The organism is Bradyrhizobium mercantei (genome assembly GCF_001982635.1).
Classification (GTDB): Bacteria; Pseudomonadota; Alphaproteobacteria; order Rhizobiales; family Xanthobacteraceae; genus Bradyrhizobium; species Bradyrhizobium mercantei.
This window is the reverse complement of the sequence record NZ_MKFI01000004.1, coordinates 992470-1006110: the sequence shown is the minus strand read 5'-3', so window position 1 is coordinate 1006110 and position 13641 is coordinate 992470. Positions and strand designations below refer to the sequence as shown.

14 protein-coding genes are annotated in these 13641 nt (G+C 66.9%); 6 read left to right on the top strand and 8 right to left on the bottom strand.

The window, feature by feature from the left end:
• Positions 1-285 (top strand): transposase (locus BI327_RS22685; RefSeq protein WP_143271680.1); only part of this gene is annotated, 285 nt, incomplete at its 5' end.
• 58 nt (positions 286-343) lie between these two features.
• On the opposite strand, the gene BI327_RS22680 is transcribed toward BI327_RS22685, so the two are convergent.
• From BI327_RS22680 to BI327_RS22665, 4 genes are all read right to left on the bottom strand, one after another.
• Complete coding sequence (locus BI327_RS22680; RefSeq protein WP_076863023.1) at positions 344-1309, bottom strand: small ribosomal subunit Rsm22 family protein; 966 nt, start codon at positions 1307-1309, stop codon at positions 344-346.
• Between the two features lie 123 nt (positions 1310-1432).
• Positions 1433-4897, bottom strand: a complete 3465-nt coding sequence (smc, locus tag BI327_RS22675) for a chromosome segregation protein SMC (protein WP_076863021.1) — start codon at positions 4895-4897, stop codon at positions 1433-1435.
• A gap of 334 nt (positions 4898-5231) precedes the next feature.
• Entirely contained in the window at positions 5232-5888 is a 657-nt protein-coding gene (locus BI327_RS22670) for a DsbA family protein (protein ID WP_050627248.1), read from the bottom strand.
• A gap of 123 nt (positions 5889-6011) precedes the next feature.
• Positions 6012-6491 (bottom strand): DUF721 domain-containing protein, encoded by a 480-nt coding sequence (locus BI327_RS22665; RefSeq protein WP_076863020.1) that lies wholly within the window; start codon positions 6489-6491, stop codon positions 6012-6014.
• Positions 6492-6633: 142 nt separating this feature from the next.
• Here BI327_RS22665 and mutY point away from each other — a divergent pair, with 142 nt between their 5' ends.
• Together mutY and BI327_RS22655 are read left to right on the top strand one after the other, a co-directional pair.
• On the top strand, positions 6634-7746 hold the full coding sequence (gene mutY / locus BI327_RS22660; protein ID WP_076863018.1) for an A/G-specific adenine glycosylase: 1113 nt from the start codon (positions 6634-6636) through the stop codon (positions 7744-7746).
• Between the two features lie 69 nt (positions 7747-7815).
• On the top strand, positions 7816-8235 hold the full coding sequence (locus BI327_RS22655) for a PaaI family thioesterase (protein ID WP_076863016.1): 420 nt from the start codon (positions 7816-7818) through the stop codon (positions 8233-8235).
• A 156-nt stretch (positions 8236-8391) separates the two neighbouring features.
• Here the strand turns inward: BI327_RS22655 and BI327_RS22650 are convergent, their stop codons facing one another.
• A complete protein-coding gene (locus BI327_RS22650) occupies positions 8392-9657 on the bottom strand; it encodes a flavin-dependent oxidoreductase (RefSeq protein WP_076863014.1) in 1266 nt (421 codons plus the stop codon).
• 181 nt (positions 9658-9838) lie between these two features.
• Between BI327_RS22650 and BI327_RS22645 the strand changes: the two genes are divergently transcribed.
• On the top strand, positions 9839-10459 hold the full coding sequence (locus tag BI327_RS22645; RefSeq protein ID WP_076863012.1) for a glutathione S-transferase family protein: 621 nt from the start codon (positions 9839-9841) through the stop codon (positions 10457-10459).
• 163 nt (positions 10460-10622) lie between these two features.
• Here the strand turns inward: BI327_RS22645 and BI327_RS22640 are convergent, their stop codons facing one another.
• Positions 10623-11540 (bottom strand): LysR family transcriptional regulator, encoded by a 918-nt coding sequence (locus BI327_RS22640; RefSeq protein WP_076863010.1) that lies wholly within the window; start codon positions 11538-11540, stop codon positions 10623-10625.
• Positions 11541-11690: 150 nt separating this feature from the next.
• Here BI327_RS22640 and BI327_RS22635 point away from each other — a divergent pair, with 150 nt between their 5' ends.
• Both BI327_RS22635 and BI327_RS43575 read left to right on the top strand, forming a co-directional pair.
• Complete coding sequence (locus tag BI327_RS22635) at positions 11691-12134, top strand: nuclear transport factor 2 family protein (protein WP_076863008.1); 444 nt, start codon at positions 11691-11693, stop codon at positions 12132-12134.
• Complete coding sequence (locus tag BI327_RS43575; protein ID WP_083742191.1) at positions 12106-12315, top strand: DUF1127 domain-containing protein; 210 nt, start codon at positions 12106-12108, stop codon at positions 12313-12315. The genes BI327_RS22635 and BI327_RS43575 overlap by 29 nt, the downstream gene beginning before the upstream one ends.
• A 67-nt stretch (positions 12316-12382) precedes the next feature.
• Here the strand turns inward: BI327_RS43575 and BI327_RS22625 are convergent, their stop codons facing one another.
• Both BI327_RS22625 and BI327_RS22620 read right to left on the bottom strand, forming a co-directional pair.
• Positions 12383-13069, bottom strand: coding sequence for a glutathione S-transferase family protein (locus BI327_RS22625; protein ID WP_076863006.1), 687 nt, complete (start codon positions 13067-13069; stop codon positions 12383-12385).
• A 133-nt stretch (positions 13070-13202) separates the two neighbouring features.
• On the bottom strand, positions 13203-13529 hold the full coding sequence (locus BI327_RS22620; RefSeq protein ID WP_076863004.1) for a hypothetical protein: 327 nt from the start codon (positions 13527-13529) through the stop codon (positions 13203-13205).
• Positions 13530-13641: the final 112 nt, after the last annotated feature.

The following is a 13641-nucleotide window of genomic DNA, read 5'->3' as shown; positions in this document are numbered from 1 at the left end:
CAGGTGGCTGCGCTCGCCGGCCTGGCTCCCTTCAACGTCGACAGCGGCGCCTACCGTGGCAAGCGCAAGATCGGCGGTGGCCGAAAGCGCGTCCGCGCCGCCCTCTACATGGCTGCCCTCAACGCGGTCCGTAGAGCAGCTCCCTTTAAGACCTTCTACACACGACTGCGGCAGGCCGGTAAGCCCGCCAAGCTCGCTCTCATCGCTGTCGCCAGGAAGCTACTGACGGTCCTCAACGCCATGATGCGTGATAGAAAGCCCTATCAGCTCGAGCCAGCAACATAACAGTTGCCGGCTCCCGTGCGCAATTGCGCACTAGGCCGGGACGACGCGGGCTGTTGGGCTAGACCGCATCACCCCAGCGCCAGTGCCGGGCGCGCGCGTAATCGGCCTTGGCGCGGCGCGGCACCCTGGCGACGGTGACGCCCTCCACCGTGCACAGCTTGGCCGCGATCTCGACCTTGCCGGCGTCCGGCTGCGCCAGCACGCGGGACGGACGCGCCGCGACCGGTGTGCGGCTCAGCGCGACATAAGCGAAGCGCTCGTCCTCGAACGGCGCGTCGGCGCCCTTGACCTGCTTGTGCGCGCGCGAGCGCTGCAGGCGCTGCGAGAAATGGCACCAGTCGGGCGCAACCAGCGGGCAGGCGGCCTCATGCGGGCAGGGGGCCGTGACATGCGCGCCGGCCGCGATCAAGCGTGCGCGCAGTGCGATGATCCGCGCATAGCCGGCGGGGGTGCCGGGTTCGACCACCAGCAGCGTATCCCTGGTTTTCTCCCACATGACATCGGTGAGCGCGTCGCGCTCGGCGTCATTGAGCTCGTTGATGACGTAGCTCGCGATCACGAGGTCAGCGGCCTCGGCATGCGCCGCATAGGTGCGGGCCTGGCCGAGCTCGTAGGTGATGCGGCGCAGGCGGTCACTCCGGCGCGTGAGGTCGAGCGCCAGCGTGCGCAGGGCCGCATTGGCATCGAGCAGAGTGAACTCCTGCAGCGACGGGAAGGCTTCCGCGGCCGCCCAGGTCGCGGTCCCCGGGCCGGCGCCGACATCGAGCAGGCTCGCGGGCGCGAAGTCCGGCCGGATCTCGGAGAGTGCATTGAGGCTCGCGACCACGGCGGCATAGGTCGCCGGCATCCGCGCCAGCGCGTAGGCGAGCGCATCGGTCTCGGTCCTGATCGTCGAGGAGCCGCCGCCTTCGCGATAGGTCCGCGAGATGACGGCTGCACGGCCGGCGGCGTCGCTGCGCGACAGGCCTTCGAGCCGGACGTTGAGGGCGGCTTTGAGTTCAGCAGGCAGGTCGGGTGAGGTCATGCGCCGTACCATCCCCACGTCATTGCGAGCGAAGCGAAGCAATCCATAGCGCCGCTCGCTGAAGCATGGATTGCTTCGTCGCTATCGCTCCTCGCAATGACGACGTTTGGCGCGAGCGTAGCCCTACGCCACGTTCTGGTCGAGGATGTCGACTGCGCCCTGCAGGTCGACCGACACCAGCTGCGACACGCCGCGTTCGGCCATGGTGACGCCGAACAGCCGGTTCATCCGCGCCATTGTGATCGGATTGTGCGTGATGATGATGAAGCGCGTGTCGGTCGAGCCGGTCATTTCGTGCAGCAGGCTGCAGAACCGTTCGACGTTGTGGTCATCGAGCGGCGCGTCGACTTCGTCCAGCACGCAGATCGGCGACGGGTTGGTGAGGAACACCGCGAAGATCAGCGAGAGCGCGGTCAGCGCCTGCTCACCGCCGGACAGCAGCGACAGCGTCTGCGGCTTCTTGCCCGGCGGCTTGGCGATGATCTCGAGGCCGGCCTCGAGCGGATCGTCGCTCTCGATTAGGTGCAGCGCAGCTTCGCCGCCGCCGAACAGCTCGGTGAACAGCCGCTTGAAGTGGTTGTTGACGGTCTCGAACGAGGTCAGCAGACGCTCGCGCGCTTCGCGGTTGAGGCTCTGGATGCCCTGCCGCAGCCGCTTGATCGCTTCGACCAGGTCATCGCGCTCGGTGGTCAGCGCGGTGTGCTGGGTCTCGACTTCCTTCAACTCTTCCTCGGCGCGAAGGTTGACGGCGCCCAGCCGCTCGCGGTCGCGGCGCAGCTTTTCGAGTTCTTCCTCGACCTGGCCGACCGGCGGGAGCTCCGCGCCGGGCTCGATCTCGGCCATGCCAACGACCGCGCTCGGCTCGACCTCGAGCATGTCGTGGATTTCGCGCTCGATGTCGGCGAGGCGGCGGCGAGTGCCTTCCATGCGCTCCTCGGCGCGCGCGGTCGCCTCGCGGGATGAGGAGAGTGCTTCGAGCGTGGCCTTGGCGACGCGGTCGGTTTCCGCCATTGCAGATTCGGCGGTCGCCAGCGCGTCGGCGGCGATGCGGCGATCGCCCTCGGCGTGCTCGATCTCCGTGATCAGCGCGCTGCGCTTCTCGGCGAACACTTCCGGCGCGTTGGCAAGCTCCTCGCGCTCGATCGACACCTCGGCGATGCGCGCTTCGATGGTCCCGACCTGCGAGGCAGCGCTGGTCTTGCGGTTCTGCCATTCATTGCGCTCGGCGAGGATCGCCTGCACCCGGCGGTCGGCGAGTTCGGCCTCGCGGGCGAGCGCCTGCGCCTCGGCGCGAACCTGCGCTGCGGCACGCCGCTGGTTGTCGATCTCGGCGCGAACCGCGGCGAGCTGCGCTTCGGTCTCGACGCCCGGCGGCAGCTCGGCGAGCGCGGCGACGGCGCTCTCATGCGCGGCTTCGGCCTCGGCGCGGTCGGCGGCGACGCGGCTGTGTGCCTCGGTCAGCGCCGATTTGCGCGCGGAGTGGCGGTTGATCTCGCGCTCGGTCGCGGCATGGCGCTCGCGCGCTGCGTCGGTCTCGCGGCGGGCGGCACGCACCGCTTCGCGCGAGGCACCCTCGGCGGCGGACGCCGAGCGTAGCTCTTCTTCGGCCGTCTCCAGCGCCTGGCGCTTGGCGGCGGCGTCGATGCGGGCCTGTTCCAGCTCATGCTCGATATCGACCAACCGGGCGCGTTCGGCGAGGCGGCGCGCCGCGCCGGTCGGGGCATGCGCGTCGGCCACGAAGCCGTCCCAGCGCCAGACGTCGCCTTCGAGCGACACCAGCCGCTGGCCGGTCTTCAGCTGCGACACCAGCGCGGCGCCGCGCTCCTTGGCCACCACGCCGATCTGGGCCAGACGGCGCGCCAGTTCCGGCGGCGCCTGGACGTGATCGGCGAGCCGCTCGACACCGTCGGGCAGCGACGGATCGCCCGCGGCTTCACCGACATTGGTCCAGCGCATCGGCGCGGACGAGTCCACGGGAGCATCGAGGTCGTCGCCGAGCACGGCGCCGATCGCCTTTTCATAACCCTTGGCGACCGTGATGCCGTCGATGATCGGCGGCCACAGATTCTTGGTCTCGCTGGTGACGAGCTTGGAGATGGTGCGGGCTTCGGTCTCGAGCCGCTGCACGCGCTTCTCCGCCTCGGTCAGCGGATTGCGGGAGGCCTCCAGCGTCTGTCGCGCGGCGGCGTGATGTGCCTCGCTCTCCTGCACCGCGGCCTCGGATTCGGCGAGCGTCTGCTGCGCCATCTCCATGGCGGCGGCGAGCGCGTCGATGTCGCCGAGATTGCCGGTTTCCTGCGCGAGCTTGGTTTCCTCGGCCTGGACGTTGGCGATCTCCTGATCGAGCCGCGCCAGCCGGTCGCGATGCGTGCGCACACCGGCTTCGAGCTGGTTGCGCTTGGCGGTGAGGTCGGCGAGCTGCGTGGTCAGCTCGGAGAATTGGCGCTCGGTCGCGGCCAGGATCTCCTCGGCCTCGGCAACGCGCTCGTCGACGCCGGAGCGCTTCTCGACCCGCGACTTGATCTCTTCCTTCAGCTCGGCGTCTTCGGTGTCGAGCCGCTGCAGCGCGATGTCGGCGTCAGAGGTCTGCTGCTGCTCGCGCGAAATATCCTGGGCGAACTGGGTGAGGCGGCGATCGAGCTCGCCGACGCGCTCCTTGGCGCGCTGCTCCTCGCGGTCGAGCATCTCGCGCGCATTGGTCAGGCGCTGCAGGCCGGCGGCGGCGCGCGCCTCGGCATCGCGCAGCGCCGGCAGTTCGGTGGCGCGGATCGCCTGGATGCGGGCGGCTTCCGCCTGATGCTGGGTGCGCTCCGCCATCTCGCGTACGGCGAGATCGTGGGTGCGCGCGGCGTCGTTGACGTCGGCATTGGCCTCGATCCAGCGCAGATGGAACAGCATGGCCTCGGACTTGCGCACCTTGGCCGCGACCTCGCGGTAGCGGATCGCCTGGCGGGCTTGCTTCTTCAGGCCTTCCATCTGGCCGGTGAGCTGGCCGATCACATCCTCGACGCGGGTGAGGTTGGTTTCGGCCGCCTTCAGCCGCAGTTCCGCCTCGTGGCGGCGAGCATGCAGGCCGGCGACGCCGGCGGCGTCTTCCAGCACGCGGCGGCGCTGCTCCGGCTTGGCCTGGATGATCTCGCCGATCTTGCCCTGGTGGACCAGCGCCGGCGAACGCGCGCCGGTGGCGGCGTCGGCGAACAGGATCTGGACGTCGCGGGCGCGCACGTCGCGGCCGTTGATGCGGTAGACCGAGCCGGCCTCGCGCTCGATGCGGCGGGAGATTTCGAGCAGCTGGCTGTCGTTGACCGCGGCCGGCGCCGAGCGATCGGAATTGTCGATCGTCATCACGACTTCGGCGTGGTTGCGCGCCGGGCGATTGCCGGAACCGGCGAAGATCACCGCGTCCATGTCGGCGGCGCGCAGCGACTTGTGCGAGGTCTCGCCCATCGCCCAGCGCAGCGCTTCGACGAGGTTGGATTTGCCGCAGCCGTTCGGTCCGACGACGCCGGTCAGACCGGGCTCGATCATGAAATCGGTGGGTTCAACGAACGACTTGAAACCGTGCAGGCGGAGGCGCGTGAGCTTCATGTACACAAATCTCGTTTGGCCGGGCGCGAATCTCCCTGCCGTGACAATACCATGGATGGCAATGTCGGTGTCTGGGCTGAATAGCTGCGTGCAGCTCTCATGAGCGGCGACAATGGCGATGCGAGCGCGTCAGGGCAACCGCTTGACCCAGCTTTTCCCAAGGGATTTGCGAGGGATTTACGACCTCTGCATGTCCTCTGAGATTCGCATCACGCGAATCAGGTTTTCAACAACGAAATAATGCGATCGCCGTCGGCCGCGATCGCAACTCATCCACAATTATCGTGCCCGACTCAGAATCGGGCACGACGGTGTCGGCTTCAAGGGCGCGCGATCAGCTCTTCAGCAGCGGGTCGATGTGCTTGCTGAATTCCTCGAACGAGGTCTCGCCCTTCAGCATCTCGCCATTGATGAAGAAGGTCGGCGTCGAGTTCACCTTCAGCACGTCGTTGGCGTATTTCTGGTCGGCGGCGATCTTGTCGAGCAGCTTCTGATCCTTCAGGCAGTCCTCGACCTGTTGCTGGCTGAGGCCGGCCTGCTTGCCGATCCGCGTCAGCGTTTCGGTGGTGTTCTTGACCACCCAGTCGTTCTGCTGGCGGAACAACAGGTCGATCACGGCGAAGAATTTCGGCGCGTCGTCCTTGGCGATGCAGCGCGCCAGCATCGAGCCGGCGGCGGCCTTGATGTCGAGCGGGAATTCGCGGAACACGTAGCGGACCTTGCCGCTGTCGATGTAGGTCGACTTGATCTTCGGGAACACCGTCTCGTTGAAATTGGCGCAGTGCGGGCAGGTCATCGAGGCGTATTCGACGATCGTCACCTTGGCGTCCTGCGGGCCGAGGCCCATGTCCGGCAGCGACTGCGGCTTGGCGACCTCGGCTGCGGTCTGCGCGAAAGCCGACGAGATCAGGCGCAGCGGCGACAGGCCGGCGAGGGCGGCAAGGCCGGTCAGCGAGAGAGCGGTGGTGAAAGCGCGGCGCGTGATGATCAAGGTCAGCTCCCGGATTGGCGCATTCGCGCCACAATGAAGGGGGTCCCGAAAAAGAAGCCTTCGCTAGCTTGAAACGGCCATTGTGGCAATGCCGCGGTCTCGCGGGAAACCCGCTGAAAAGCGTCAATTTCGCTTGATCGTGGCACCCAGCCGGGCCAGCGCCGCGCGCAGATCGTCGTCCTCCACGGCCGTAAGGTTTGCCGCCTCCCGCGCCACGGTTTTGGCGTCGGGCGGGCGCGGCCGTGCCGGGCGGCTGCGGCGCGACAGCGGCGCCTGCCGGATCGTCAGGCGGCCGACCGCGTGCCAGCCGAAGAAGCGGTTCACCCGTTCCAGGATCACGTCGGACGAGTGCTGGATCTCCAGCGCCATCGGCCCTTCGACCCGCAGCACCAGCGTCGCCGGCTCCTGCGGCTGTCCCTCGACCGGCCGCGGCCACTGCATCTTCAAGGGTTCGCAATAGGCCGCGATCCGCTCGCCCGCGATCTCGGTCCAGCGCGTCACCAGTTCGCGCGCGGCAAAGCCCTGCTTGGCATAGGCGTCGGTGAAGACGTCGCTGAGCAGGATCGACAGGGGCTTTGCGCTGATCGGACCGGGTTTGGACATGGGACGGGTTATAGCAGCGGTGACGATGTGGCCGAAACCATGTTCATCATTGTGGCGGCGTTTCCGCATCCGGGCGAAGAAAGACGTGGATGCCCGGGTCAGGCCCGGGCATCCGTGACTGGATGTGCCTTAAGATAGGGTCATGAGTTCGCGCGCGGCCGCCAAGTCCAGATCGACCGACCAGCAGGCCGACCGCCCGGCGCGGCTGCTCGCCTGGTATGACCGGCATCGCCGGACGCTGCCGTGGCGCGCGGCGGCGGGGGAGCATGCGGATCCGTACCGGGTGTGGCTGTCGGAGATCATGCTGCAGCAGACCACGGTCAGGGCGGTCGGCCCGTATTTCGAGAAATTCGTCTCGCGCTGGCCTGATGTCACCGCGCTCGGCCGCGCCTCGCTCGACGATGTCCTGAGGATGTGGGCCGGGCTCGGCTATTATTCGCGGGCGCGCAATTTGCACGCCTGCGCGGTCACGGTGCTTACCGATCATGGCGGGGTGTTTCCGGACACCGAGGAGGGGCTGCGCACGCTGCCCGGCATCGGGCCCTACACCGCGGCGGCGATCGCGGCGATCGCGTTCGACCGCCGCACCATGCCGGTCGACGGCAATATCGAGCGCGTGGTCACCCGGCTCTACGCCATCGAGGAGGCACTGCCGCAGGCCAAGCCGCTGATCAAGGAGTTGGCGGCGACGCTGCTCGGCGCGGCCCGCGCCGGCGACGAGAAGTCTCGCGCTGGGGACAGCGCTCAAGCCTTGATGGATCTCGGCGCCACGATCTGCACGCCGAAGAAGCCGGCATGCGCCTTGTGTCCGCTGAATGACGATTGCGCTGCACGCGTTCGCGGCGACCAGGAGACGTTCCCGCGCAAGGCACCGAAGAAGAGCGGCACCCTGCGCCGCGGCGCCGCCTTCGTGGTGACGCGCGGCGACGAATTGCTGGTCCGCTCACGCCCGGAAAAGGGCCTGCTCGGCGGCATGACCGAGGTGCCGGGGTCGGAGTGGCTGGCCCGGCAGGAGGACGCTGCCGCGCTCGCACAGGCGCCGGAACTCAGGGGCGGCACCCGCTGGCATCGCAAGGCCGGCGTCGTCACCCACGTGTTCACGCACTTTCCGCTCGAGCTCGTCGTCTACACCGCGACAGTTCCGCCGCGCACGCGCGCGCCTGATGGCATGCGCTGGGTGCCGGTGGCGACGCTGGACGGCGAAGCGTTTCCGAACGTGATGCGCAAGGTGCTCGCGCATGGGCTCGGTCTCTGACGGCGGCTCCTGCTGACACCATGCTGGCAGCAGGGCTCGAGTACGACCTCCAGAACAACGGAGGCCGCCATGATCGCAACCGCGCTCGACGACATCCCGATGCCGCCTGTCGCAAAGCTGCTCGGCTGGCGCCTCGTCGACGCACGCCCGCAGGACGGCTGGATCAGGATGGCGTTCGACGGCAAGCAGGATTTTTGCAATCCGGCCGGCTTCATCCAGGGCGGCATGCTCTCGGCGATGCTCGACGACACGATGGGGCCGGCGGTGTTCGTGATGACCGAGGGCAGGCTCTTCACCACGACGATCTCGATGACCGTGAACTTCCTCGCGCCGGCCAAACCCGGCCCGATCACCGGCGAGGCGACCGTGACGCAACTCGGCAAGACCATCGCCTTCGTCGAGGGCCGGCTGACGGCCGAAAACGGCACGCTGCTCGCGACCGCGAGCAGCAGCATCCGGCTGGTGGAAGCGGCGCGGGCGCTGCGCTGATCCGGCTTGCACAACTACTGGTCCCGTCACCCTGAGGAGCGCGCACCTCGCGCGCGTCTCGAAGGGTCAACGGCCCCACTGGGGCCGTGCATCCTTCGAGGCTCGCTCCGCTCGCACCTCAGGATGACGGGGATAGATTTCGCAGCTTGAGCAAAGCTAGCCCTTCCGCTGCACGATCGGCGGCTTGGCGTTGAGGCCCTCGACCTGGAAACCCGCCACGCGCTTGTAGTTGGCGGCGATGTCTTCCAGCTCCTGCTGTGACAGCACCTCGGTGACGACGCCAAAGCCGTTGGGCGCGCGCTCCTCGACCAACTGCATCACCTGTTCGGGGCCATTGCGGCGGTTGAGCATGACGAGATCGGTGGTCGCGGGCCGCCGCTCGGCCTCATAGGCCGCGAGCGCGGCCTGCGTCGGGCCATGCGCCAGGATCTCGCGCGTCAGCGTGCGCGCATCCAGGATCGCCTGCGAGGCGCCGTTGGAGCCGATCGGGTACATCGGATGCGCGGCGTCGCCCATCAGCGTGACGCGGCCAAAAGTCCATTGCGGGATCGGATCGCGATCGACCAGCGGATACTCGTAGGCATGCGGGCAGTTGCGGATCAGGCCCGGCACGTCGAGCCAGTCGAAATTCCAGTTCTCGAACCACGGCAGGAACTCGTCGAGTTTCGCGGTGCGGTTATAGTCCTCGCGGCGCCATTGATAGGTCGGCGGCATGTGCCGCTCGGCGACCCAGTTGATGTCGAACTTGCCGTCCGCGCCGGCTTCCTTCGAGATCGGGTAGCAGACGAATTTCAGGATCTCGTGGCCGGCCATGATCATGGTGCGGCCGGTCAGGAAGGCGTTGCCGCGGGTGATGCCGCGCCACAGGATGCGGCCGTTCCAGATCGGCGGCCCCTCCTGCGGATAGAGTTTTTCGCGCACCGCCGAATGGATGCCGTCGGCGGCGATCAGCACTGCACCGTCATGGCTGCCGGCCGGCTTGCCGGTGGCGCGGTCGATGAAGTCGGCGCGGACGCCGTCCACGGTCTCGGTCCAGCCGGTGAGGTGATGGCTGGTCAGGATGTTGTCGGCTCCCAGCCGTTCGGTCGCGGCATCGAGCAGCAGCTGTTGCAGCCGGCCGCGATGGATCGAGAATTGCGGCCATTTGTAGCCGGCCTCGAGCCCGCGCGGCTCGCTCCAGATCGGCTTGCCGTGCTTGGAGAAATAAGCGAGCTCGCGCGTCCGCACGGCCGAGGCGTCGAGTACGTCGTGCAGGCCGAGCTCGATCAATTCGCGCACCGCATGCGGCAGCACGTTGATGCCGACGCCGAGCGGTTTCAGCTCGGGCACGCTCTCGAACACACGGCAGGGAACGCCGATCTGGTGCAGGCTGAGCGCCAGCGTCAGCCCGCCAATTCCGCCACCTGCAATCAGTACAGTCATGAAAATCCCTCTCGATCGGCCATGGTCATCGCACGGCGGCACCGCCGTGGGCAACCGCGAAACCTTGCGACATTGGGTGGGGATGGACGGCCAGCGGCGGCAACGCTAACGTCCGCCGCATCCATAAAAAGGCAAGGGCCGGGTTCGCCGCGAACCGACAAGGCCCGCAGAGGACAACGACATGCTCAAGCTCTATACCGCTCCCGGCACCTGTGCGCTCGCCTCCCATATCGCGCTGGCCGAGGCCGGCGCGCCCTATACGGTCGAGCGGCTCGACTTCAAGAACAACCAGCAGAACAGCCCGGAATATCTCAAGATCAATCCGAAGGGCCGCGTGCCGACGCTGGTGACCGATCGCGGCGTGCTGACAGAAACCCCGGCGATGCTGGCCTACATCGCGCAGACCTATCCGCAGGCGAAGCTCGCGCCGCTCGACGACGCCTTCGAATTCGCCAGGCTGCAGTCGTTCAACTCCTATCTCTGCTCGACGGTGCATGTCTGCCACGCCCACAAGATGCGCGGCGCGCGTTGGGCGACGCAGGAGACGTCGTTCGCCGACATGAAGACGATGATCCCGAAGACCATGGGCGCCTGCTTCAACCTGATCGAGCGCGACATGCTCAGGGGACCGTGGGTGATGGGCGACAGCTACACGGTCGGCGACGCCTATCTCTATACGCTGACGCTCTGGCTCGACGGCGACGGCGTCAACATCGCGACCCTGCCCAAGGTGAAGGCGCATCGCGCGGCGATGGAGCAACGGCCGGCGGTGCAGAAGGTGTTGGCTGAGCAGAGGGCGTAAGCAACAAATTCGCTGTCGTCCCGGCCAAGCGAAGCGCGAGCCGGGTCCCATAACCCCAAATCGCAGTTGTGGCGCGACGCTGGGGCCACAGCCCTTCATCCCAATTCAGAGCTGTGGTTATGGGTCCATGCTTTCGCAGGGACGACAGTTGGATAGAGCGGCGCTACGCGGCGTTCCCCGTCTCCAATTCGCGTCCGGTCTCCAGCATCAGCTTGCGCAGCCAGATCGAGCCCGGATCCATCTGCGCCCGGGTCGGATAGAACATGTGCTGCTCGTCGATTCCGGGATCGAGCGGCGGGGTCACGATCACCAGCGACAGCTGCTTCGCCAGCGCGGAGATCAGCCGGCGCGGCACGAAGGCGACGAGGTCGGTGCGCGCGGTGACATGCAGCGCCTCGATATAGCCCGGCACCACCAGCGCGATCCGCCGATCGATGCCCTTGGTGCGCAGCCAGGTGTCGATCAGATCCTCGTTGTGGCCGCGGATGATCACGCCGACATGCCGCGCGGCGAGGAACGCCTCGCGCTTCCTGAGCTTGGCGCCGACCGGATGGCCGCGCCGCACCGCGAGCGCATCGATGTCGGTGTAGAGCCGCTGGCGGTGAAAGCCCTTGAAGCTGTCGCCGATCGAGATCACGAGATCGATGGTGCGGGCGAAATCGGGGGTGAAGATCGGCGAGCTCCGCCACGGCACCACGTCGATGGTGACGTTCGGCGCCAGCCGCGTGACCTTTTCCATCAGCGGCGGCATCAGCAACTCGACCGCGAGGTCGGGCATCATCAGGCGGAAATGCCGCTCGCTGCGCGCGGCGTCGAAATCATCTGATATGAACAACGTGCGCACCTGGTCGAGCGCCTGCGCCAGCGGCAGGCGCAGCGCCTGCGCCCGCGGCGTCAGCTCCATCCGCGCGCCGTTGCGCACCAGCAAGGGATCGCCGATCAGATCGCGCAGCCGCTGCAGCGCGTGGCTGGTCGCCGGCTGTGACAGATGCAGCCGCATCGCAGCACGGCTGACACTGGCGTCGCGCAGCAGCGCGTCGAGCGCAACCAGCAAATTGAGGTCAAGCGAATTCAAATTCATCAGGCGAATATATATCATATCGCCTATCGATTGGAAGAATGCGTGCAGGCGTCGCAGGATTGCCAGGCAAGGTGCTCTCACGCGAAGCGAACAGCGGTTCGCGCGAGGCGGCGCCTCACCTCAGCCAACCCTATCGCAAGGAGACGCGCCATGAGCGCAGCCGACAACAAGAAACTGGTGCAGGAGATGTTCGTGATCGCGGGCAGTCCCGATCCCGCGGTGCGCGAGAAATCGCTGTTCATGGCGACGCTCGCCGACGACGCGATCTGGACCGTGACGGGGCAATATTCCTGGTCGCGCACCTTCACCGGCAAGCAATCGATCATGACCGACCTGCACGGCCATGTCCGCTCGAGACTGGTCGAGCGCGGCCGTACCGTCGCGCATCGCGTCATCGCCGACGGCGACATCGTCGTGGTCGAGGCCAAGGGCAACAACCTCACCAAGGAGGGGCAGCGTTACGACAACGACTATTGCCTGGTGTTCCGCTTCGACGGCGGCAGGATCAAGGAGGTGAGGGAATATTGCGACTCGGTCTTGACCGAGAAGGCCCTCGGTCCGTTTCCTGTCGCCGAGGTTCGCGCGGCGGGTTGAGCCACTGACTGCCGCAGTCGCGGCGGCGCTGGTCCGGTTCGGACAATGGCGCGAGGACCGGCGCGCGTGGCGGCAGCTCGCCGCGATGAGCGAACGCGAGCTGCAGGACATCGGCATCTGCCGTGCCGACGTCTCGCATCATGGCCGGTACGGCAACGGCAGGCCCTACTGGCCGCCGTGAGGTGCGAACATGCGCAGGGTGGGCAACGCGTCAGCGCGCCCACCCTGCATGAGGCTCAAAGACGGGCTTACGCCACCTTGTTCTTCAGGTGGCCGAACATGAAGCCGCGCGCCGCGTCGTCCATCTCGGCCTTGAAGGTGTGCTTGTCCTTCAGCGCGAGCGCGCGCGCCGCCGCCGGCCGCGCCGAGATCTCGTCGACCAGCCGCTTCACGTTCGGATATTTGGCGTAGCCTTCCTCGCCGAGAATGAACACCGCCATCCGCGCCCAGCCCCAGAACGCCATGTCGACGATCGTGTAGCTGTCGCCGACCATGTAACGCGACTTCGCCAGATGATCGTCGAGGACCTTGTAGTGACGATGCGCCTCGAACTGGTAGCGGTTGTGGGCGTAGTCGATCACCTCCGGCGCGAAATGCTTGAAGTGCACCGCCTGGCCGGAATACGGGCCGAGGCCGGTCGCGATGAACATCAGCCAGGACAGCGTCGCGGCGCGGTTGGCCGGCGTGTTGGCGGGCAGGAACTTGCCGTTCTCCTCGGCGAGGTAGAGCAGGATCGCGTTGCTGTCGAACACCTGCACGCCGTCATCGTCGATCGCCGGCACCTTGGCGTTCGGGTTGATCTTGAGGAAGTCCGGCGTGAACTGGTCGCCCTTGCGGGTGTCGACCGGGATCGCCTCGAACGGCAGGCCGGACTCTTCCAGGAACAGCGCGACCTTGGTCGGGTTCGGCGATCCGTTGAAATAGAATTTGATCATGAAGGGGACTCCCTTGGTTCTGGTGACCGGCGAGATCGGGATGGGCGGAGAAAGCCGCTGGACCCCTCATGCGCAAACTTCGCTGCAATGCGCAAGCGACGAGTTTGTGAATCAGGGGCGCGTGGCGCGCTGGTCAGCCGGCCACGAGGAGGCCCAGGATACCCGCGACGACCAGGGCAATTCCCGCGACGTCGAGAACGGCGGCGGAGCGGATCGCGGCTTGCAGATGTGAAACCTGCGTCGCGCGCTCGGAGCCGCGGGCAAAGCCGTGGACGATGATCGATTCGTTGAACTCGCCATGTGCCTCGAGGGCGAGTGTCAGGCCGACGCAGACCAGCAGGATGCCGAAGATGATCAGGCCGAAGAATCCGAGCAGGCCGATCAGCAGCATCGGAAACATGCCGAGCAGGAAGATCGGCAGCAGCGGCACCAGCAGCAAGGTCTCGGATTGTCTTCGCATCGGGCGACCAATCGAAACGGCAAGTGACGGAGACGAATGTAAGCCTGCCGCCGTGGCGCAACAAGGCGGCCGCGTTCAAGACGGCGTCATTTCCGCCCGTCATTCCCCGATG